Source organism: Nonomuraea sp. NPDC048901 (genome assembly GCF_040649695.1).
Lineage (GTDB): Bacteria > Actinomycetota > Actinomycetes > Streptosporangiales > Streptosporangiaceae > Nonomuraea.
The window spans coordinates 231,779-250,326 of record NZ_JBEZFW010000010.1 but is presented as its reverse complement, the minus strand read 5'-3'; the positions used below and the strand labels follow the sequence as shown (position 1 = coordinate 250,326).

The 18,548-nt window shown below is 72.0% G+C and carries 19 protein-coding genes; 9 read left to right on the top strand and 10 right to left on the bottom strand.

Going from position 1 to position 18,548, the window contains the following annotated elements; all coding sequences use genetic code 11:
• Positions 1–49 precede the first annotated feature (49 nt).
• Positions 50–1,198, top strand: coding sequence for a helix-turn-helix domain-containing protein (locus AB0C30_RS33090; protein ID WP_357952019.1), 1,149 nt, complete (start codon positions 50–52; stop codon positions 1,196–1,198).
• 78 nt (positions 1,199–1,276) lie between these two features.
• On the opposite strand, the gene AB0C30_RS33085 is transcribed toward AB0C30_RS33090, so the two are convergent.
• From AB0C30_RS33085 to AB0C30_RS33065, 5 genes are all read right to left on the bottom strand, one after another.
• Positions 1,277–1,882: an energy-coupling factor transporter transmembrane protein EcfT gene (locus tag AB0C30_RS33085; protein ID WP_357952017.1), complete on the bottom strand. Its 606-nt coding sequence runs from the start codon at positions 1,880–1,882 to the stop codon at positions 1,277–1,279.
• Positions 1,879–2,553: an ABC transporter ATP-binding protein gene (locus tag AB0C30_RS33080; RefSeq protein WP_357952015.1), complete on the bottom strand. Its 675-nt coding sequence runs from the start codon at positions 2,551–2,553 to the stop codon at positions 1,879–1,881. The genes AB0C30_RS33085 and AB0C30_RS33080 overlap by 4 nt, the downstream gene beginning before the upstream one ends.
• 66 nt (positions 2,554–2,619) lie before the next feature.
• Positions 2,620–3,771: a thiolase family protein gene (locus AB0C30_RS33075; protein WP_357952013.1), complete on the bottom strand. Its 1,152-nt coding sequence runs from the start codon at positions 3,769–3,771 to the stop codon at positions 2,620–2,622.
• Positions 3,771–5,201, bottom strand: coding sequence for a class I adenylate-forming enzyme family protein (locus AB0C30_RS33070; RefSeq protein ID WP_357952011.1), 1,431 nt, complete (start codon positions 5,199–5,201; stop codon positions 3,771–3,773). The genes AB0C30_RS33075 and AB0C30_RS33070 overlap by 1 nt, the downstream gene beginning before the upstream one ends.
• 7 nt (positions 5,202–5,208) lie before the next feature.
• Complete coding sequence (locus AB0C30_RS33065; RefSeq protein WP_357952009.1) at positions 5,209–5,841, bottom strand: biotin transporter BioY; 633 nt, start codon at positions 5,839–5,841, stop codon at positions 5,209–5,211.
• Between the two features lie 176 nt (positions 5,842–6,017).
• Between AB0C30_RS33065 and AB0C30_RS33060 the strand changes: the two genes are divergently transcribed.
• Positions 6,018–6,785: a pentapeptide repeat-containing protein gene (locus AB0C30_RS33060; protein ID WP_357952007.1), complete on the top strand. Its 768-nt coding sequence runs from the start codon at positions 6,018–6,020 to the stop codon at positions 6,783–6,785.
• Here AB0C30_RS33060 and AB0C30_RS33055 read toward each other — a convergent pair.
• Entirely contained in the window at positions 6,731–7,468 is a 738-nt protein-coding gene (locus AB0C30_RS33055; RefSeq protein ID WP_357952005.1) for an amino acid racemase, read from the bottom strand. The two genes, AB0C30_RS33060 and AB0C30_RS33055, sit on opposite strands and share 55 nt — an antisense overlap.
• A 190-nt stretch (positions 7,469–7,658) precedes the next feature.
• Between AB0C30_RS33055 and AB0C30_RS33050 the strand changes: the two genes are divergently transcribed.
• On the top strand, positions 7,659–8,813 hold the full coding sequence (locus tag AB0C30_RS33050; protein WP_357952003.1) for an RtcB family protein: 1,155 nt from the start codon (positions 7,659–7,661) through the stop codon (positions 8,811–8,813).
• A 22-nt stretch (positions 8,814–8,835) separates the two neighbouring features.
• Here AB0C30_RS33050 and AB0C30_RS33045 read toward each other — a convergent pair whose 3' ends face one another.
• Positions 8,836–9,690, bottom strand: a complete 855-nt coding sequence (locus AB0C30_RS33045; protein WP_357952001.1) for a helix-turn-helix transcriptional regulator — start codon at positions 9,688–9,690, stop codon at positions 8,836–8,838.
• A gap of 111 nt (positions 9,691–9,801) precedes the next feature.
• On the opposite strand from AB0C30_RS33045, the gene AB0C30_RS33040 reads away from it, so the two are divergent.
• The 5 genes from AB0C30_RS33040 to AB0C30_RS33020 all read left to right on the top strand — a co-directional run bounded on the left by AB0C30_RS33040 (position 9,802) and on the right by AB0C30_RS33020 (position 14,388).
• Positions 9,802–10,686: an NmrA/HSCARG family protein gene (locus tag AB0C30_RS33040; protein WP_357951999.1), complete on the top strand. Its 885-nt coding sequence runs from the start codon at positions 9,802–9,804 to the stop codon at positions 10,684–10,686.
• Positions 10,674–11,213 carry a cupin domain-containing protein gene (locus tag AB0C30_RS33035; RefSeq protein WP_357951998.1) on the top strand — a complete coding sequence of 180 codons (540 nt, stop codon included), beginning with the start codon at positions 10,674–10,676 and terminating at the stop codon, positions 11,211–11,213. Before AB0C30_RS33040 ends, AB0C30_RS33035 begins: the two co-directional genes overlap by 13 nt.
• 130 nt (positions 11,214–11,343) lie before the next feature.
• A complete protein-coding gene (locus AB0C30_RS33030; RefSeq protein ID WP_357951996.1) occupies positions 11,344–12,540 on the top strand; it encodes an MFS transporter in 1,197 nt (398 codons plus the stop codon).
• A 100-nt stretch (positions 12,541–12,640) separates the two neighbouring features.
• Complete coding sequence (locus AB0C30_RS33025; protein ID WP_357951994.1) at positions 12,641–13,753, top strand: histidine kinase; 1,113 nt, start codon at positions 12,641–12,643, stop codon at positions 13,751–13,753.
• Positions 13,744–14,388: a response regulator transcription factor gene (locus tag AB0C30_RS33020; RefSeq protein ID WP_357951992.1), complete on the top strand. Its 645-nt coding sequence runs from the start codon at positions 13,744–13,746 to the stop codon at positions 14,386–14,388. The genes AB0C30_RS33025 and AB0C30_RS33020 overlap by 10 nt, the downstream gene beginning before the upstream one ends.
• An 11-nt stretch (positions 14,389–14,399) precedes the next feature.
• Here the strand turns inward: AB0C30_RS33020 and AB0C30_RS33015 are convergent, their stop codons facing one another.
• Entirely contained in the window at positions 14,400–15,599 is a 1,200-nt protein-coding gene (locus tag AB0C30_RS33015) for a DUF6596 domain-containing protein (RefSeq protein WP_357952191.1), read from the bottom strand.
• A 68-nt stretch (positions 15,600–15,667) separates the two neighbouring features.
• Between AB0C30_RS33015 and AB0C30_RS33010 the strand changes: the two genes are divergently transcribed.
• Positions 15,668–16,033 carry a VOC family protein gene (locus AB0C30_RS33010; RefSeq protein WP_357951991.1) on the top strand — a complete coding sequence of 122 codons (366 nt, stop codon included), beginning with the start codon at positions 15,668–15,670 and terminating at the stop codon, positions 16,031–16,033.
• 94 nt (positions 16,034–16,127) lie between these two features.
• On the opposite strand, the gene AB0C30_RS33005 is transcribed toward AB0C30_RS33010, so the two are convergent.
• Together AB0C30_RS33005 and AB0C30_RS33000 are read right to left on the bottom strand one after the other, a co-directional pair.
• Positions 16,128–17,750: an ABC transporter ATP-binding protein gene (locus tag AB0C30_RS33005; protein ID WP_357951989.1), complete on the bottom strand. Its 1,623-nt coding sequence runs from the start codon at positions 17,748–17,750 to the stop codon at positions 16,128–16,130.
• Positions 17,747–18,547, bottom strand: a complete 801-nt coding sequence (locus tag AB0C30_RS33000; protein WP_357951987.1) for an ABC transporter permease — start codon at positions 18,545–18,547, stop codon at positions 17,747–17,749. The genes AB0C30_RS33005 and AB0C30_RS33000 overlap by 4 nt, the downstream gene beginning before the upstream one ends.
• Position 18,548 lies beyond the last annotated feature (1 nt).

The window sequence follows — 18,548 nt, the reverse complement described above, 5'->3', positions numbered from 1 at the left end:
TGACCGTTGAAGGGGGCACGGGTTGACGGGGAAAACGGGGAAACGGAACGTGGGCGGACTGTTCGCGTCGTTACGTGAGCAGGTGGAGGACAACGCGCGAAACGCCGTGTCGGCGTATCTGCGCGAAATCCCTGAATACCAGGACATCCCGACTATTGGCGGCGAGCGCGACCACCAGGCGAGCATGTACGATTTCGCGGTCTTCATCCGGTCCCGCAGACTCGACCTGGCGCCGGCGCGGCTGCCGCTCAACGACGAGGACCTGTCGACGATCTCGTCGGTGGGCCGCCAGCGTGCCGAGCTGGGGCTGTCCGTCCTGTCGCAGCAGCGGGTACTCGGGCTGCACACGCACCTCACGCTCCAGGAGATCCACCGGGTGGCCGGCCCGGAGGACGGCGACGACCTGCTGCGGATGCTCGGCTGGATCGGCGCCCAGGGCGTCCGCGCCAGAAGCGCGTACCTGCACGGGTACACCGATGGGGTGGGCCGGTCACGGACGCTGGCCACCCGCAACGAGCTGCTCGCCCGCGCGCTGCTCGCGGACGAGCCGGTGGAGCCGCGGCTGGCCGACTCGCTGCGGCCATTGGTGGCCGCCCACTACGCGCTGACGGTGGTGCGTGTCCCCGCCCCCGCCGTGCCCGAGCAGGACCGCTCCGCCGTGGTGAGCGCGCTCGCCGCCGGCTCGCTGGTCGCCTGGCTGAGCCGTGGCGAGCTGGCCATCCTGACGCCCGGCACCGTGGACCGTACGGTGGCGCTGCACCAAGTGCGCTCGGCGGTGGCGCTGCTCGGGCGGCCCTGCCAGATCGCTTCCGTGGAGGGCGTGACCGGCCGGCTCGCCGAATCCCTCACCTGGGCGCGGGAGGCCAGCCGGGTCGCGCCGACGGAGGACCGGCCGGCGCGCCTGTACGTCCTCGCCGACCTGTTCGTCGAGATGGCCGTCGCGAACACGCCGGAAATCGACGCGTGGCTGCGCGCGTTCGCCCGGCGGCTGTCCAACGGGCCGGACCTCGTGTCGACCCTGCACGCCTACTACCGCCACAACATGAACCGCGCGGCCGCGTCGGCGGCGCTGCGCATCCATCCGCGTACCTTGGACTACCGGCTGCAGCGCGCCCGCAAGGTGACCGGCCTCGAGCCCGGGTCGACCCTCGGCGTACGGATGCTCAGCACGGCGGTGGCGCGCCTGCTGGCCCGGTGAACCGGCTGGGCAGGCGTGACCGCCCGACGCCTGCCCATCGACCCGTGACCGCCGTCAATCGTCCAGTCGCTCGGCCGGTCAGTCGTCCAGGCCGCGGGCGCTGAGGGCCTCGCCCAGCGCGTCCGCGTGCCGCAGCGCGCTCACCACCAGCGGCACGGCGAAGGCCCGCACGCTCCACTGCACTCCCCTGGCGCGCTGCGCCTCCCGTACGCGGGTCGCCAGCTCGGCCATGACCGGCACGCTGCGGATCGTGAGGGACAGCAGCAACGACAGCCGGAACGGGTCCAGCCCCACCCAGCGCGCCGGCGACAGGCAGCGTTCCAGGAACGCCATCATGGCCTCCGTCCGCGTCGTCAGGGTGACCAGCCCGGCCAGGGCGACGGCCAGGACGACCCGGGACACCGAGGCGATCGCCGACGGCAGGTCCGCGAACACCACCTGCACGGCGAACAGCGCCACCGCGAACCAGCGGACCGGCCGCACCTGCGCCCAGGCCGCCGCCGCGCCCACCCCCGAGACGGCGAACAGCACCCCCACCACCAGCGCGGCGACCGCCATCGACACCGGCGCGCGCAGCAGGACGAGCACCGTGCAGCACGCCGCCAGGCCCGCGAGCTTGGCCCCCGCGGGCAGGCGATGCAGCGGCGAGCCGCCCCGGACGTAGGCGCCGGTGAGTCTGTTCACGACATGAGCTTCCGGTAGTGGTCGATGGCCGCCGGCGGCGCGGCGTCGGCCACGATCCGTCCCTCGTCCATCACCAGCAGGCGGTCGAAGTCCGCCAGCAGTGCCAGGTCGTGGCTGATCACGACCACCTGCTGCGGCAGATGGCGCAGCACGTCGGCGACCAGCCGGGAGTGGCGCAGGTCCAGGAGGGTCGTCGGCTCGTCCATGACGAGGATCTCGGGTTCGAGCACCAGGACCGAGCAGAGGGCGAGCAGCTGCTTCTGGCCGCCGGACAGCTGGTGGGCGGGGTGGTCGGCGTGGCCCGCCAGGCCGTACCTGTCCAGTACGTCCGTGACCCGGCGCTGGACGTCCTCGCGCGGCAGTTTGTGCCGGCGCAGGGAGAACGCGACGTCCTCGGCCACGGTCGGCATCACGATCTGCGCGTCCGGGTCGGTGAACAGGAACCCGACGCGCCGCCTGATCCTGGCCGCGTGGCGGCGGGTGTCGTCGCCGAGGACGGTGACAGTGCCGGAAGTCGGCAGGACCAGGCCGTTCAGCAGCCGGGCCAGCGTGCTCTTGCCCGACCCGTTGGCCCCGATCACCCCGATCCGCCGCTCGGGCAGGCGGGCCGTGACGCCGCACAGCACCTCACGCTGCCCGAGCCGGACCCGCACGCCGTCCAGCTCGATCACCCACACCACCCACGCATCTCGACCGGCTCACACCGCTCAGGCATCTCAACCGGCTCGCTCATTGGCTCACACCACCTCGAACAGGGCGGCGACGCCGAGGCCGCCCCCGACCGCCGCCGTCGCCAGCCCCAACGTCCCCGGCGGCGCGCCCGACCGTACGAGCCGCGTGAACAGCCGGGTGACCACAACGGCTCCGGTGGCCCCCCACGGATGGCCGAGCGCCAGCGCGCCACCGTCGGCGCAGACCCGGTCCCGGTCGGCGCCGAGCGGATCGAGCCCGAGCGCGTCGGTGACGGCCAGCGTCTGGGCCGCGAACGCCTCCACGATCTCCACCGCCGCGATCTGTTCCATGCTCACTCCGGTACGGCCGAGCAGCCGTCGTACGGCGGGCACCGGACCCCAGCCGGGCAAGGCGGGATCACAGCCGACGACGGCCCCGCCCCGCAGCCGGAGGCCCGGCAGCCCGGCTCTGGCGCGCAGGCGTTCCGTGGTGAGGGCGACCGCCGCCGCCCCGTCGCTGACCGGCGAGGAGTTCCCGGCCGTCACCGTCCCTCCGGGGACGAACGCCGCGGGCAACCGCGACATCGACTCCGGCCGCAACACCCGGGGCCGCTGGTCCTCCGTCCGCCCTTTGACCTCGACGATCTCCGCCGTGAACCGTCCCGCCTCCCGCGCGGCCACCGCCTTGGCGTTGCTCGCGCGCGCGTAGTCGTCCTGGCGGGCCCGATCCACGCCGCGCGCCACGGCCAGCGCCTCGGCCGCGGCGCCCATGTCCGGGTCCGGGTGGCCGGCCGGGGTGAAGGGCGCCCGCTCGTACGGCACGGCGGGGCTCCCCCGGTACGCCCGCAGCGGCGCGGTGGAGGCGCTCTCGACCCCACCGGCGATGACCAGCTCCATCTCTTCGCTGGCCACGGCCTGACCCGCCATCAGGATCGCGGCCAGCCCGCTGCCGCACTGCCGATCCACCGTGGCGCCGGGAACGGCCTCGCCCAGCCCCGCGCCCAGCGCCGACACGCGCGCCAGGTTCCCGCCCGGACCCATGCAGTTGCCGAGCACCACGTCCTCGATCGGCACGCCGAGGCCGGCGACGTCACCGGCCAGCGCCTCGATGACGGGCGAGGCCAGCATGTCGGCGGTCACCTCCTTGAAGGCGTGCCCGGTGGTCCCGATCGCCGTACGGCGCGCGGCCACGATGACCGGCGCGATGTCCGATCGCATCAGGTGAGCCGCCACAGGTCAGGGTCGCCGCCGGCCAGGCGGGCGGTGAGGAGGCCGCGGGCCGGCTTGCCCGCCGAGGTGCGGGGCAGGCTGTCCACCGCGTACCAGCGGCGGGGCCGTTGCGCCGCGGCCAGCCCGCCGCGGGCCACGGCCTCGAGCGCGGCCCGGGAGGGCGGGGTTCCGGCGCCCATCTCGACGATCGCCGTGACCACCGCGCCCAGGTCCGGGTGCGGCGAGCCGACCACCACGACGTCGCCCACCCCCCGAACGCTCCTGAGCACCTCTTCGACGTCCTCCGGCACGACCGTGGCGCCGCCGGTCTGGATCGCGCCGTCGCCCCGGCCGCGCAGCCGCAGGACTTCACCCGGCAGGTACGGCTCCGCCACGTCGCCGACGCTCATCCACCCCTCGCCGTCCACCCTCAGCGGGCCCGCCGCGCCGGCCAGATAGCCTTCGGCCAGCCAGGGCGACCGCGCCCACACCTCGCCGAGCGTCTGGCCCGGCAGGGTCCTGACCTGGAGTTCCACACCCGGAAAAGGGCGCAGCCCCGCGCCGTCGGCGTCGGCGGCCACGAAGGACAGCTCGGTCGCGCCGTAGTAGGACACCACCCGTACGCCGACGTCCGCCGCCCGCTCCCGCAGCCCGGCCGGCAGCGCCGCCCCGCCGATCACGACGGTCCGCAGCGGGGCGCCCTCCTCCAATGCGTCCAGTACGGCCGGCAGGCAATGCGGCACCAGGTGGGCCACGGTCGCCCGGCTGAGCTGCTCGCCCAGGGCGCCGGGCGACCAGCGGCCCGGCACCAGGGCCGTGGCGCCGACGGCCAGCGCGTGCACGGCCGCGAAGCCGTACAGGGAGGAGCCCAGGGGTCCGGGCACCAGGACGACATCGCCGGGGCCGATCCCGGCCAGCTCGCTCACCCACGGGAACGACGCGGTCCAGGACGCGCGCGTGCGCACCACGGCCCGGGGACGGCCGGTGCTCCCGGAACTGAAACACGCCCAGGCCCGATCGCCGTCCTCCGGCTGCGGCCACGCCGCCGCATGAGAAACCAGCGTGCCCGTCTCAGCGGATGACCCCGCGCCCGCCTCGGCGGGTGACAGAACGTCGTTCGCCCCAGCGGGCGGGAGGCTGTCGAGGTGGCGGTCCGCGGGGATCGCGGCCCGTACGCGTTCGTCCCAGGCCGGGTCGCACAGCAGTGGCGTACCCCCCGCCAGGTCCGTCGCCAGTGCGGCGATGAGCTGGTCCACCGGGTCGGCCAGACTGATCGCGACCAGCGCCCCGCGAGCCAAGCCCGGCGCGGTCAGGTGCGCCGCGGTGTCGCGGACGCGCCGGGCGAGCTCGGCGTAGCTCAGTTCGCCCGCCGGGCCGCACACCGCGAGACGGTGCGGGTGGTCGGAAGCGTGGCGCAATACCTGTGCGGCGACCGGCATGACCGGTTCAGCCCTCCTTGCTGGCGCGGAGCCGTTCGCGATGCACGGCCGGGACCGCGTCAGGGTATGCCCGTTGAGTACCTTTCGTCACAATCGCCGCCAGCACCGCCTTGATCAGGTCGCCGGGCAGGAACAACGTGGCGCTGAGCAGCGCCGTCCGGCCCAGCGGGACGCCGGTGACAGCCGCCTGCACGGGCAGACCGATCAGGTAGATCACCCCGATGCCGCCGACCACACAGGCCACCACCAGCCGGACGATGCCCGGCCGATGGCCGCCGCGTTCGACGATCCAGCCGGTCACGGCCGCGCCGGGCAGCCAGCCGATCAGGTACCCGGCCGACGGCCCCGCGAACACGCCCAGCCCGCCACGCCCGCCCGCCAGCAACGGCAGGCCGACGGCCACCAGCACGAGCAGTACGGCGACGGCCAGGGCGGCCCGCCACGAGCCCAGGATCGTGCCCGCCAGCATGACGCCGAACGTCTGCAGCGTGATCGGGACCGCGTTGCCGAACAGGTTCAGGGTGCCCGGCAGGCCGAGCGCGGCGATCAGCGCCGCGAAGACGCTGATCCGGGCGATGTCGCCGGTGGGGAAACCCTTTCCCCCGGTGAGCCTCGGCATGTCGCCGCCTCCACTTCTCATAGGTGCTTCTCGTGGGTGCGTGGAACTTCTCGTAGGTGCGGATCTGATCTCACACCACAACGTCCCGGGACACGCATGGAGGGATGCCACAACATTCGCCCGCGAGCGTCGTCACCGCTCAACTTGAGTAGGGGTCTACTCTCGCCAACGGGCGGACCTGAGCGCACGATCCGCTCATGACGTGGTTCCGTTGGCGTCCCGAAGAACGGGCGACCGCTCCATTATCGCGGGCGGAATTCGCCACTCTCCAACCCGTAGAACGCGCTGAGCTGCACCGCGCGGCCCAAGACAGCCGGCGCCAGTTCATCACCACCCTGCTGCAGATCCCGGCGACCATCGCCGTGCTGGGCGGACTGCTGCTGACGGCGCAGGGACTGGCGCAGACCGCGAAATCGGTCGAGGCCTCCCGTGAGGAGTTGCTGATCGCCAGGAAGGGCCTCGAAGTCGCGCAGAAGGGCCAGGTCACCGACCGATTCACCAAGGCCGTCGAACAACTCGGCAGCGCGAGCATGGAGGTGCGGATCGGCGCCGCCTACGCCCTCGAGAACATCGGCAGGGATGTCCCCGACTACCGGCAGACGACCGTTGACGTTCTCGCCAGCTATGTCGTGGGAAACGGCCGCACGTCGACCAAGAAGAACTACGGGCAGGCCAGAGATGTTCGGGCCATGCTCACCGTGCTGGGCCGGGTCCGTCCGGCCCACCCGAAGCAGGAGTGGATCGACCTGTCACACGCCCGGCTCGGCGACGCCGACCTGAGCGACGCCTACCTGCCGCGAGCCAGGATGTACGGCGTGTTCCTCGCCGGAGCCGAGCTTTTCGGAGCAAATCTGTCCGACAGCATCATGCCCTTCTCCGACTTCTCCTCTGCCTACCTGACAAAGACCGGTCAGCTCCGGGGAGTGGCCGAAACCCCGCCACGCCAGGTGGGCAGCGGCCGGTGACCGGCCGCGACCTCGTACGCGGCGACGGCCATGAGGCGGGTGGAGTCGAGGGTCGGCAGCGGCGACGCCTCGGGTGTCACCAGGAGCGGGATCTCGGTGCAGACGAGCGCCACGGCGTCACACCCCCGCTCCGCGAGCCGCGAGATGACACGGACGTACTCCCGCCGCGACTCCTCGGTGAACACCCCGCTCACGAGCTCGGCGAAGATGATCTCGTTGATGATCCGCCGGTCGTCCGGATCCGGCACCTCCGCCGCGATCCCACGCGCGGCGAGCGCCTCCGGATAGAGCCGGCCGTCCATCGTGTACGCCGTACCCAGGACACCGACCTTCGTCCGCCCCTCACGAACGGCCTGGTCGGCGACCACCTCGGCGATGTGCAGGCCGGGCAGGGCGAGGTCCTCGCCGGGCCGTTCGAGCGCCAGGTGGGCGGTGTTGTCCGGGCAGGCGAAGAAGTCGGCCCCGGCGCGGGCGAGGCGCCCGACGCTGACGGCCAGCGTGGCCCTGATCGAGTCGTGGTCGCCCGCGTCCCAGGCGGGCATGCTGTAGCCGAAGGCGATGTAGTCGAGGGTCACGTCGGGATGCTCGTGCCGGCCCACCCGGCGAAACCCCTCCTGGCAGTAGGCCAGGAAGCACAGGGCCGCCCCTTCGGTGCTGTGGGCGAGGATGCCGAGATGCCGCATAGTGATCACTCCTCCGATGGCGGGAACCTTCGCCCACCACCGCCCAAGGTGCCACAGCCGACCGCCCCGAGCGCGGTTGGCGGAGCTCCGTCCTCTCCGTGGTGGCTCGCCGCCCAACAAACCAGTAGCGATCACCGCACTCCCGTCGAATACGCTGCTACGAGATCATCGACCAGAAAGGCAGCCCCTCATGCCGCAGCGGGTAGCACCCGGACTCATCTCATGGGCGAGCGACATCGAGCCGGACGCCATCGAACAAGCCGCCCGCGCCGCCCGCCTGCCCTTCGTCCCCAGCCACGTCGCGCTGATGCCGGACGCCCATGTCGGGATGGGCGCCACCGTCGGCTCCGTCATCCCGACCCAGGGCGCCATCATCCCCTCGGCCGTGGGCGTGGACATCGGCTGCGGCATGGTCGCCACCGAGACCGACCTGACCGCCGCGGACCTGCCCGACACCCTGGCCGCGCTCATGCCGCTCATCGAGCAGCGCATCCCGGCCGGCGTCGGCCAGGGCCATGACGACCCGTCCACCGACGCCTCGCTCAACGCGATCGGCACACCCGGCACCTCACTGACGGGCAAGCAGGAGCACACGGTCATCGCGCAGTTCGGGACGCTCGGCTCCGGCAACCACTTCGTCGAGGTCTGCCTGGACGAGCGCGACCGTGTGTGGACGGTGCTGCACTCCGGCTCGCGCGGCATCGGCAACCAGCTCGCCACCATGCACATCACGCAGGCGAAGAAGCTGATGAAGCAGTGGTTCATCGAGCTGGCCGACCCGGATCTGGCCTACCTCGTGCAGGGCACGCCGCAGTTCACCGCCTACATCGAGGACATGCTGTGGGCCCAGCGCTACGCCATGGCCTCACGCGCCCGCATGGCCGAGGTGCTGGTCGCCTCCCTGTTCCAGGTCGTCGGTCATGGTGCCGCGCTGCGCACGATCAACGCCCATCACAATTTCACCCAGATGGAACGCCACCACGGCCGCGACATGTGGATCACCCGGAAGGGTGCGATCAAGGCGGCCAGCGGAGACGAGGGAATCATCCCCGGCTCCATGGGTACCCGCTCCTACATCGTGACCGGCCTGGGCAGCGCCGCTTCCTACAACTCCTGCTCCCATGGTGCGGGACGGCGCATGTCCCGCACCGAGGCGCGCAAGAAGCTCACCGCCGCTTCGCTCACCGAGGCGATGGGCAGCCGCGTCTGGAACGCCGACCGCGCCGGGGCGCTGGTGGACGAGCACCCGGAAGCGTACAAGTCGATCGATCAGGTCATGGAAGATCAGAAGGACCTGGTCACCGTGCAACACACGCTGCGCCAGATCTTCAACTACAAGGGCTGATCCCTCGCGCCCGCCACGGAGATCATGGGGCTTCGAGCATGGAGGTGATCCGCTGGAGCATCGCGTGACTCGCCGGCACCTGTACGACCATCACCAGGTCGGGGCGCTCGACCAAGCGGACCTGGAACATCTCCAGTTCGATCCGCCCGGCCTCGGGGTGATCGAGTTCGATCGTCGCGGGTCTGAAGGAGCGGATCGGGTATTCGTTCCACCATTCCCGGAACTCCGAACTCGCCGCGGTCAACCCGGCCACGAGGTCGGCGAACCGTGGGTCGTCCGGACGCTGCCCCACCATGGCCCGGAATTGGCTGAGGACGGCCCGCGCCGCCGGCTCCCACCGGGTCATGCGGGCCCGGTTCTCCTCGTCGGTGAACATCATCCACAGCAGGTTTCGCCGATCGGCGGGAAACCTGTCTGGATCGTGGCGGACTAGCGCGTACGCCCGGTTCCACACCAGGTAGTCGAAATGGCCGTCATAAATGGAGGCGATGTTCGGAGCCACGGCGTCGACCAAGCGGCGCAGTCGCGGACGTACGTCATCGGAGGGGGTTTCCCGGTCCGGGGCGGCGAGACCGGCGAGGTACCGAAGGTGCCGGTGGTGGTCCGGGCCGAGCAGGAGCGCGCGGGCCAGCGCGTCGATCACCTGAACCGACGTGGAGATGTTCCGGCCCTGCTCCAGCCAGGTGTACCAGGTGACACCGACGCCGGACAGCTCGGCGACCTCTTCGCGCCGGAGGCCGGCGGTCCGGCGTCGCCCCGGTATGCCGTCTTCCGGCAGCCCCACGTCTCCCGGCCGCAGCCGGGCTCGCCGGGCGCGCAGAAAGGCACCCAGCTCGGCGCGCCGCGCCGCCTGTCCGTTGTCGTGGCCGCTTTCCACACAGCTCCCGTGGACGGTGAACCGACCGGCAGGTTAGCAGTATCTGTACCAGGATCGGCCGCCTCTTCGTCGTTAGCCTGATCATTGTCACTTTCGGGCGAAGGAGGGCATATGGCACAGCAGAAGGGACCGGTGCTGGTGATCGGGGCCACCGGCCAGCAGGGTGGCGCGGCCGCGCGCCAGCTGCTCGATCGTGGCTGGGAGGTGCGCGCCCTGGTGCGGAATCCCGGCTCGCCGGGCGCTGAAACGCTGCAGGCGGCGGGAGCCACCCTCGTCACCGGCGACCTGGACGACGCGGCGTCGCTTCGGGCGGCGATGGACGGCGCGTACGGCGTCTTCCTGGTGCTGACCATGCTCACCGGGCCCAAGGTGACCCCTGAAGGAGTGATCGCCGAGGAACGGCGTGGCAAGGCGGTGGCGGAGATCGCCAAGAAGTCCGGCGTCGGACATCTCGTCTACAGCTCGATCAGCGGCGCCGGCCTGGTGAGCGGCATCCCTTACTACGACAGCAAGGCCCGCATCGAGGAACGCGTCGACTCGCTCGGGCTACCGGCCACCGTGCTGCGGCCTGTCATGTTCATGGAGAACTTCACCTCCCTCACCCGCCCGGTCGTGGACGGCGACGAGCTGGCGGTCAACCTCGCCGTACGGCCGGAGACGCGGGTACGGCTGATCGCGACGCAGGACATCGGGGCTTTCGCCGCGATCGCGTTCGACCAGCCCGACGAGTTCATCGACCGGAAACTCGAGATCGCCGGGGACTGCCTGTCCGCTCAGGCGATCGCCGAGGCCTTCGGCCGGGCCGGCGGCCTGCCCAGCCGCTTCCATCAGGTGCCCATCGAGCAGGTGCGGGCCTTCGACGAGCAGGTGGCCAGGATGTTCGCCTGGCTCGGCGACCGCGACGACGACGAACCCGACTTCCCGGCGCTGCGGGCCGCCCACCCGGGCCTGATGACGCTGGAGAACTGGCTGGAGGAAACCGGATGGAAGCCATGAACGAGCCGAACCTGACCGATGGACTGCTGCTCGGGCCTGGCTCCGGACGCCGGATCCAGACTGCCGGCATGACGGTCAAGTTAGGTGCGGAGCGGTCGAACCGCTGGTCCATGTTCGAGGCGGACATCGCACCGGGATTCGATGTCGGGGCGCATCTGCATCATGCGGCCGAGGAGGTGTTCTACATCCTCGACGGGGAGCTCGACCTGCTCGCCTTCCATCCACGCGAGAAGGCCGACGGCGACTGGCGGACGTGGGAGTCGGACACCGGCACGCCGGTGTTCAGAGGCGGTCCTGGGAGCGTCATGTTCGTACCCGTCGGCTGCCCGCACGCCTTCTTCAACCCCGGCCCCAAGCCTGCGCGAATGCTCTTCCTCGTCTCCCCGTCCGGCCACGAGCACTACCTCCGCGAACTCGCCGATCTGATAGCCGCCACCCAGCCACCCGATCAGGAGGCGATCGCGGCCCTGCGGGCCCGCCACGACATTCACCAGCTGACCTCCCTCATGAACCGCCCCTTGACGTAGCGGTAGACCACGGCCCGGCCAGATGCCACCGGAAGGCCTGTTCCCACCGATAGCGTTTTATCCGACATTTCGCCCTTTCTCGCCTTATGGGGTTGTTGCGATAGGTTGAGGCCGTGACGTACAGGTGGCCGTGGAGAAGGCGCGCGACCGGCTGGAGTGCGTGATCACCTGGCATCGGCGTAATCAGATGGCCCTGCTGCTGGCCCACTCCGTGGGAACGCAGGTGGTGACGTTCGTGCTGCGGCCGACCATGTCGTACGGGGCGATCGAGCTGCACGTCTCTGCGGCGTGGCTAGGCGTGCTGGGCGCCAGCTTCGCCATCGCGCCGCTCCTCCTGGCCATCCCCGCCGGTCAGGCGGCCGACCGGTACGGCGAGCGGCGCATGGCCGTGGCGGGCGCGATCCTGCTCACGACCGCCTGCGCCGCCTTCCTCGCCTTCGGCCACACGATCCCCGGGCTGATCGCCGGCGGCGTCCTGCTCGGCACGGGGCATCTCGGCTGTGTCATCGCCCAGCAGGCGATGGTGGCCAACATGACCGAGCGCGGCCGCCACGACACCGCCTTCGGGCACTACACCTTCGCCGCCTCACTCGGGCAGGCCATGGGCCCGATCCTGATCATCGTGTTCGGCGGCGCCCACGCCATCCCGGACACCGGCCGGATCTACCTGTGGACCTGCGGGCTCGCCGCCGCGCTCGTCGGGCTGTCGGCGCTGCTGACCGGCAGTCCGCGGGCCACCGCGCGGGCTGGCGGCCAAGTCACGGGGGTGCGCTCGCTGCTGCGGCTGCCCGGTCTCGCGCACGCGCTCGTGACCAGCTGCGTGGTGCTGGCCGCGGTCGACATCACGCTCGTCTACCTTCCGGCGCTGGGCGCCGAGCAAGGGCTCGCCTCAGGCGTGGTGGGTGTCCTGCTGGCGATCCGCGGCGTGGCCTCCATGGGGTCGCGCTTCTTCCTCGGCCGCCTCTCGCACGCCTTCGGCAGACGGCGTCTCCTGGTCGCCGGCACCGTCTCGGCGGCCCTGGCCATGGCGCTCACGCCGCTGCCGATGCCGCTGTGGCTGCTGGCCTGCGTGCTGCTCGTCCTGGGGTTCGGGCTCGGGGTGGGACAGCCGATGACCATGTCGTGGCTCGCCGAGTCCGCGCCCCCCGGTCTGCGGGGGCGGGCGATGTCGCTCCGGCTCGCGGGCAACCGTACCGGGCAGATCCTCATCCCGGGCGCGGCCGGGCTGGTGGCGGCGGGTGCGGGGGCCGCGGGAGTGCTCCTGATCACCGCGCTGGGCCTCGGCTGGGCGGGCGTGGCCGCCCGCCGCCTGCCCGTAGACACCTGACCGGCGCAGCACGGACAAGTCAACACCTGACCGGCGCCCCACGCCTGCTCGCCGGGTGTGCCACGCCGCCGGACCGCCGCAGCGCCTAGACTTCGCGTCCGTGGCAGGCATTGTTTTCAGGCAGCTCACCGGAGTGCTGGCCGGGCTGGTCACCGGAGCCGCCGCCCTCGCCCTGTGGACCTTCGCCTGGCCGTACCGGAACAGGTGGGCGCCGGGAATGGTGGCGCTCGAACGGGCCCGGCTGGCCGCCTGGTTCGGGCAGGAGACCGACGGGGCCGCGTCCGGTCACGGCTATCTCGCGCTGCGTGCCCTGGTCGGCGTGCTCGGGGGCTATCTCGCGCTGGCGCTGCTGTTCCTGGCCCTGCTGTTCCTGGGCGGCAGCACGTGGGTGCTGTTCTCCGGCGACTACGCGCCGGTGGCGCTGGACCTGCCGGGCATCAAGCTGTCGATGCACAGCTGGGCGGTCGGCCTGGCCTGCGGGGTGCTGATGCTGGCCCTGGGCGGGTTCTGGTGCCGCCTGCTGGTGGCGACCGAGCGGCGGCTGGCCGTACGCTTCCTCGGTCCCGGGCCGCAGGAGCTGATGCGGCGGCGCATCGCCGAGCTGACCGTCAGCCGGTCCGGCATCGTGCGGGTGGTCGACGACGAGCGGCGCAGGATCGAGCGGGACCTGCACGACGGCGTGCAGCAGCGCGGCGTGGCGCTGGCCATGCTGCTCGGGCGGGCCCGGCACAGCCCCGCCGGGGCGGCCGAGCTGGTGGACCAGGCGTACGCCGAGTCCCGGCAACTGCTCGACGAGCTGCGCAGCGTGGCGTGGCGGATCTACCCGACCGCGCTCGACGAGCTGGGCCTGCGCACGGCGCTGGCCGGTGTCGCCGAACGTTCGTGCGTGCCGGTGACCGTCGACTACGGCCTGGCCGGACGGCCCGTCTCGGAGGTGGAGACCGCCCTGTACTTCGTGGCCAGGGAGGCGATCACCAACGCGGTCAAGCACGCGCGGGCGCGGGACATCCTGGTCGTGCTGAGCGAGGACGAGCGGGCGGTCCGCGTGGTGATCTCCGACGACGGCCGCGGCGGCGCCGACCCGGCGGGCGGCGGACTGTCGGGGCTGGCCAGGCGGGTGATGGCGCTCGACGGCCGGTTCGAGGTCGACAGCCCGCCCGGCGGCGGCACCAGGATCTGCGCGACCCTCCCGAAGGCGGCATCGTGCGGCTGATCCTCGCCGACGACGCTGTACTGCTGCGTGAGGGCCTGATCAGGCTGCTGGAGGAGGCCGGGCACGAGGTCGTGGCCGCGATCGGCGACGCGGAGTCCCTGATCGAGGCGGTGGCCGAGCACCGGCCGGAGGTCGCGGTGGTGGACGTGCGGATGCCGCCCACCCATTCCGACGAGGGCCTGCGCGCGGCGCTGGAGATCCGCGCGCGCTGGCCCTCGGTGGGCGTGCTGGTCCTGTCGCAGTACGTGGAGAAGACGTACGCGGCCAAGCTGCTCGCCGAGGCCACCGAGGGCATGGGCTACCTGCTGAAGGACCGCGTGTCGGAGGTGGCGGACTTCCTGGGTTCCCTGGAGCGGATCCGCGCGGGCGGCACCGTCATCGACCCCGAAGTGGTCAGGCAGCTCCTCGCCCGCACCACCCGCGTGGACCCGCTGCGTACGCTCAGCGAACGCGAGTCGCAGGTGCTGCGGCAGCTCGCCGAGGGCTTCACCAACGCCGCGATCGCCACGAACCTCCACGTCTCCCTGAGCACGGTGGAGAAGCACGTCAACGCCATCTTCGACAAGCTCGACCTGCCGGTGACCCCCGCCTACAGCAGACGGGTGCTGGCCATCCTGCGCCACCTCGACGGCTGAGGCGAGGCCGGTCAGAGCCGGGCGGCGCGTGACTCCAGATAGCGCTGTTCGGGGAGGCTGAGCGTGCGGCGGGCGGCCAGCTCGTACTGGGTGCGCGCCGCCTCCCGGTCGCCCACGAGGTCCAGCAGATGCGCGCGTACGGCCGGCACCCGGTGATGCCCGGCGAGCGCCGGATCGGTCTCCGCCTTCGCCAGCCCCTCCAACCCAGCCTGCGGCCCGTGGACCATGGCGACGGCGACGATCCGGTTGAGCGTGACCATGGGCCCGGGCGCGATGCCGTCGAGCAGGTCGTACAGGGCGAGGATCTGCCGCCAGTCGGTGTCCTCGGCCCGCGGCGCCTCGTCGTGCACGGCCGCGATGGCCGCCTGCACCTGGTAGGGGCCGAGCGGCGCGGCGGCCAGCGTCTTGGTGATCAGCTGGACTCCTTCGGCGATGGCCTCGGCGTCCCATTCGCCGCGGTCCTGTTCGGCCAGCGGCACCAGCCCGCCGTCGGGCCGGGTGCGGGCCGGGCGGCGGGCGTCGGTGAGCAGCATCAGGGCGAGCAGCGCGGCCACCTCGCCGTCGCCGGGCAGGCGGTCGTGGAGCTGCCGGGTCAGGCGGATGGCCTCGCTGGACAGCTCCACGCGGTGCAACGTACCGCCGGAGCTGGCGGTGTAGCCCTCGTTGAAGATCAGGTACAGCACGTGCAGCACCGCGGCCAGCCGCTCGGCCTGCTCGTCCTCCGGGGGCAGCGTGAACTCGGCGCCGCTGCTCTTGATGCGCTGCTTGGCGCGGCTGATGCGCTGCGCCACGGTCGGCTCGGGCACCAGCAGCGCGCGGGCGATCTCGGCGGTGGTCAGCCCGCCGACGGCGCGCAGTGTCAACGCCACCTGGGAGACCGTGGTGAGCGCGGGATGGCAGCAGAGCAGCAGGAGTGTGAGCGTGTCGTCCACGGTGGGCGAGGGGTCCGGCTCCGGCGGTGCCAGGGCGGCGGCGGACTCCTCCCTGCGCCGCCGGGCGGACTCGCTGCGCCACAGCTCGATCCGTCTGCGGGCGGCGACAGTGATCAACCAGCCCTTGGGATTGGCGGGCACACCCTCGTCGGGCCACTGGACGGCGGCCGCGAGCAGAGCCTCCTGCACGGCGTCCTCGCACAGGTCGAAGTCGCCGTAGCGCCGGACGACCGCGCCGAGGACCTGCGGCGCCAGCTCTCGCAGCAGCCCGTCCAAAATTTCCCCCTCGAAACGTGTCGAATTCGGCGGCCCGGGTTCTACGTCTCCTGTGACGGAAGGAAACCATCATGTTCGAGAACACCAGAGCCTTCAGCGGCTTCTCCACCGACGACATCCCGGCCGCCAAGCGGTTCTACGGCGAAACGCTCGGCCTGCGCGTCTCCGAGGACCACGGGATCCTCACACTGCACATCGCGGGCGACCGCGACACGATCGTCTACCCGAAAAAGGATCACACGCCGGCGACGTTCACGATACTCAACTTCCCGGTCAGTGACATCGACAAAGCCGTGGACGAGCTGGTGGCGCGCGGCGTGGTCTTCGAGCGGCTGGAGGGCACCGACGACAAGGGCGTCAACCGGGTGAGCGGCCCGCTGATCGCCTGGTTCAAGGACCCGGCGGGCAACTGGCTGTCGGTGATCCAGCTGGACTGAGCTCACGAACCGTTCGAGTATGCCAGTACGGCCGGCACCCGGCGATGACCACCGTCGGCCTGAGGCAGGCCGAGCCAGCACACTCCACCTTCCACTACCCGAGGCGGGGCACGGCGTCCACCAGGGCGCGGGTGTAGGGGTGCCGGGGCCGCTGGAACACCTGCTCGACCTCGCCCTCCTCCACCACCCGGCCGTCCTTCATGACCAGCACCCGGTCGCTCACGTGGTGGACGACGCCCAGGTCGTGGGAGATGAACAGCAGGGCGGTGCCGTACTCGGCCTGGATCTCGGCGAGCAGGTCGAGCACCTGGGCCTGGATGGAGACGTCGAGCGCCGAGACGGGTTCGTCGCAGACCAGCACGTCGGGGCGGGGGGCGAGGGCCCTGGCGATGGCGACGCGCTGGCGCTGGCCGCCGGACAGCTCTCTGGGGTGGCGGTCGGCGTACGCGGCGGGCAGGCCGACGCGCTCCAGCAGGTCCAGCGCCCGCGCCCGGCGTTCACGGCGGGGCAGGGCGAGCGGCTCGGCGACCAGGCGGCCGACGGTGTGGCGGGGATCGAAGGAGTCGAGCGGGTTCTGGGAGATGAGCTGGACGCGCTGCCGCATCGGGCGCCGCTTGCGTTCCGGCAGCCCGCTCCACTGCCGCTGGTGCAGGCTCACCCGTCCCGTCTCGGGTTCGAGCAGGCCGAGGACGAGCCTGGCGAGCGTGGTCTTGCCGGAGCCGGACTCGCCGACGATGCCGAGCGTCTCGCCTTCGTGCAGGGTGAAGGAGACGTCGTCCACGACCCGGCGCGGTCCGTACGACCTGGTCAGGGCGGTGGCGGCGAGGACCTGGGCGGACGGGTTCGGGGCGCGGCGCGGGAGCGGCGGGCCGCCCGACAGGCGGGTGCCCCTGGAGGCGGCGGAGGGGACGGCGGCGAGCAGCGAGCGGGTGTAGTCGTGCGCGGGCGCCGACAGCACGCTCCGGACGGGCCCCTCCTCGACCACCCGGCCGTCCTTCATGACCAGGATCCGGTCGGCGATCGAGGCGACCACGGCGAGGTCGTGGCTGATCAGCAGCAGCGCCGTCCCGGCGGCCTTGCGCTCGGCGAGCAGCCGCAGGATCTGGGCCTGTACGGTGACGTCGAGCGCGGTGGTGGGCTCGTCCGCGATGATCAGCTTGGGCTCGGCGGCGATGGCCGAGGCGATCAGCACCCGCTGCCGCAGCCCGCCGGACAGCTGGTGCGGGTGCTGGCGGGCGCGGGCGGCCGGGTCGGGGACGCCGACCGCGTCGAGCAGTTCCAGCACCCGTTCCGGGCGCCGGGCGCGGGGAACGACCTCGTGTACGGTCAGCACCTCGCCGATCTCGGCGGCCACGGTACGCAGCGGATCGAGCGACACCAGCGCGTCCTGCAGCACCAGCCCGGCGAACCCGCCGCGCAGCCGCCGCCAGTCGGCCGGGCGGAAGTTCCGGGCGTCTCTGCCGGACAGGTCGAACGTACGGGCCTCGACCCGGGAGCCCGGCCCGGCCAGGCCGAGCAGCGACCGGGCGGTGACGCTCTTGCCGGAGCCGGACTCGCCGACGATCGCCACGCACTCCCCCGCAGCGACCGACAACGAGACGCCGCGCACCACCTCGGTCCCGCCGAAGCTCACCCGCAGATCCGCCACGGACACCAGCGGGATGTCCGAGACGAGCGCGCGGCCGGTCTCCGCGTGCTCTTCCTGGAACGTGGTCATGGCGTCCTTCCCTCGAAGCGGCGCTGCAGCCGTCGGCCCAGCACGGTCAGGCAGACGACGGTCAAGGTGATCGCGACGCCCGGGAACAGCGCCTCCCACCAGGCGACGCGCAGGTAGTTGCGGGCCTCGGCGAGCATGGCGCCCCACTCTGCGGCCGGCGGCTGGGGTCCCATGCCGAGGAAGCTGAGCCCCGACGCGCCGATGACGGCCTGACCGAGCCCGATGGTGGCCAGCACCGGGATCGGGCCCAGTACGTTCGGCAGCACGTGCTGGGCGGTGATGACCGCGCGGGAGCGGCCGAAGGTCACGGCCTGCTCGACGTACCCGGCGTGGCGGACCACGAAGGCCTGGGCCCGGATCACCCGGGCGTAGTTGGGGATCTGCGCGACGGCGATCGCGAAGATCACGCTCCCGGTGCCGGGGCCGGTGATCGCGATGACGAGCAGCGCCAGCAGCAGCTCGGGCAGGGTCGACAGCACGTCGAACGAGCGGGCCAGCGCCTCGTCCAGCCATTTGGGCGACAGCCCGGCGGCCAGGCCGAGCAGGATGCCGGAGGTCACGGCCACGGCGGTGGCCGAGACGCCGATGCTGAGCGAGTGCCGGGCGCCGTACACCACCCTGGACAGCACGTCCCTGCCGAGGTGGTCGCTGCCGAACCAGTGCGCCCCGCCGGGCGGGGTCAGCGCGCGCAGCGGGTCGGCCGACAGCGGGTCCACGCCGGTGAGCAGGCCGGGCACGGCGACGGCCAGCGCCAGCAGGATCAGGAAGACAACGGGTACGAGGATCCTGGCCGGCACG

What these genes read in the sequence shown, in the direction of transcription:
- AB0C30_RS33075 (WP_357952013.1), bottom strand. Translation starts at nt 3,771, where the DNA reads ATGCGATCGGACATCGCGCCGGTCATCGTGGCCGCGCGCCGTACGGCG.
- AB0C30_RS33070 (WP_357952011.1), bottom strand. Translation starts at nt 5,201, where the DNA reads ATGCCGGTCGCCGCACAGGTATTGCGCCACGCTTCCGACCACCCGCAC.
- AB0C30_RS33065 (WP_357952009.1), bottom strand. Translation starts at nt 5,841, where the DNA reads ATGAGAAGTGGAGGCGGCGACATGCCGAGGCTCACCGGGGGAAAGGGT.
- AB0C30_RS33060 (WP_357952007.1), top strand. Translation starts at nt 6,018, where the DNA reads ATGACGTGGTTCCGTTGGCGTCCCGAAGAACGGGCGACCGCTCCATTA.
- AB0C30_RS33055 (WP_357952005.1), bottom strand. Translation starts at nt 7,468, where the DNA reads ATGCGGCATCTCGGCATCCTCGCCCACAGCACCGAAGGGGCGGCCCTG.
- AB0C30_RS33050 (WP_357952003.1), top strand. Translation starts at nt 7,659, where the DNA reads ATGCCGCAGCGGGTAGCACCCGGACTCATCTCATGGGCGAGCGACATC.
- AB0C30_RS33040 (WP_357951999.1), top strand. Translation starts at nt 9,802, where the DNA reads ATGGCACAGCAGAAGGGACCGGTGCTGGTGATCGGGGCCACCGGCCAG.
- AB0C30_RS33035 (WP_357951998.1), top strand. Translation starts at nt 10,674, where the DNA reads ATGGAAGCCATGAACGAGCCGAACCTGACCGATGGACTGCTGCTCGGG.
- AB0C30_RS33010 (WP_357951991.1), top strand. Translation starts at nt 15,668, where the DNA reads ATGTTCGAGAACACCAGAGCCTTCAGCGGCTTCTCCACCGACGACATC.
- AB0C30_RS33005 (WP_357951989.1), bottom strand. Translation starts at nt 17,750, where the DNA reads ATGACCACGTTCCAGGAAGAGCACGCGGAGACCGGCCGCGCGCTCGTC.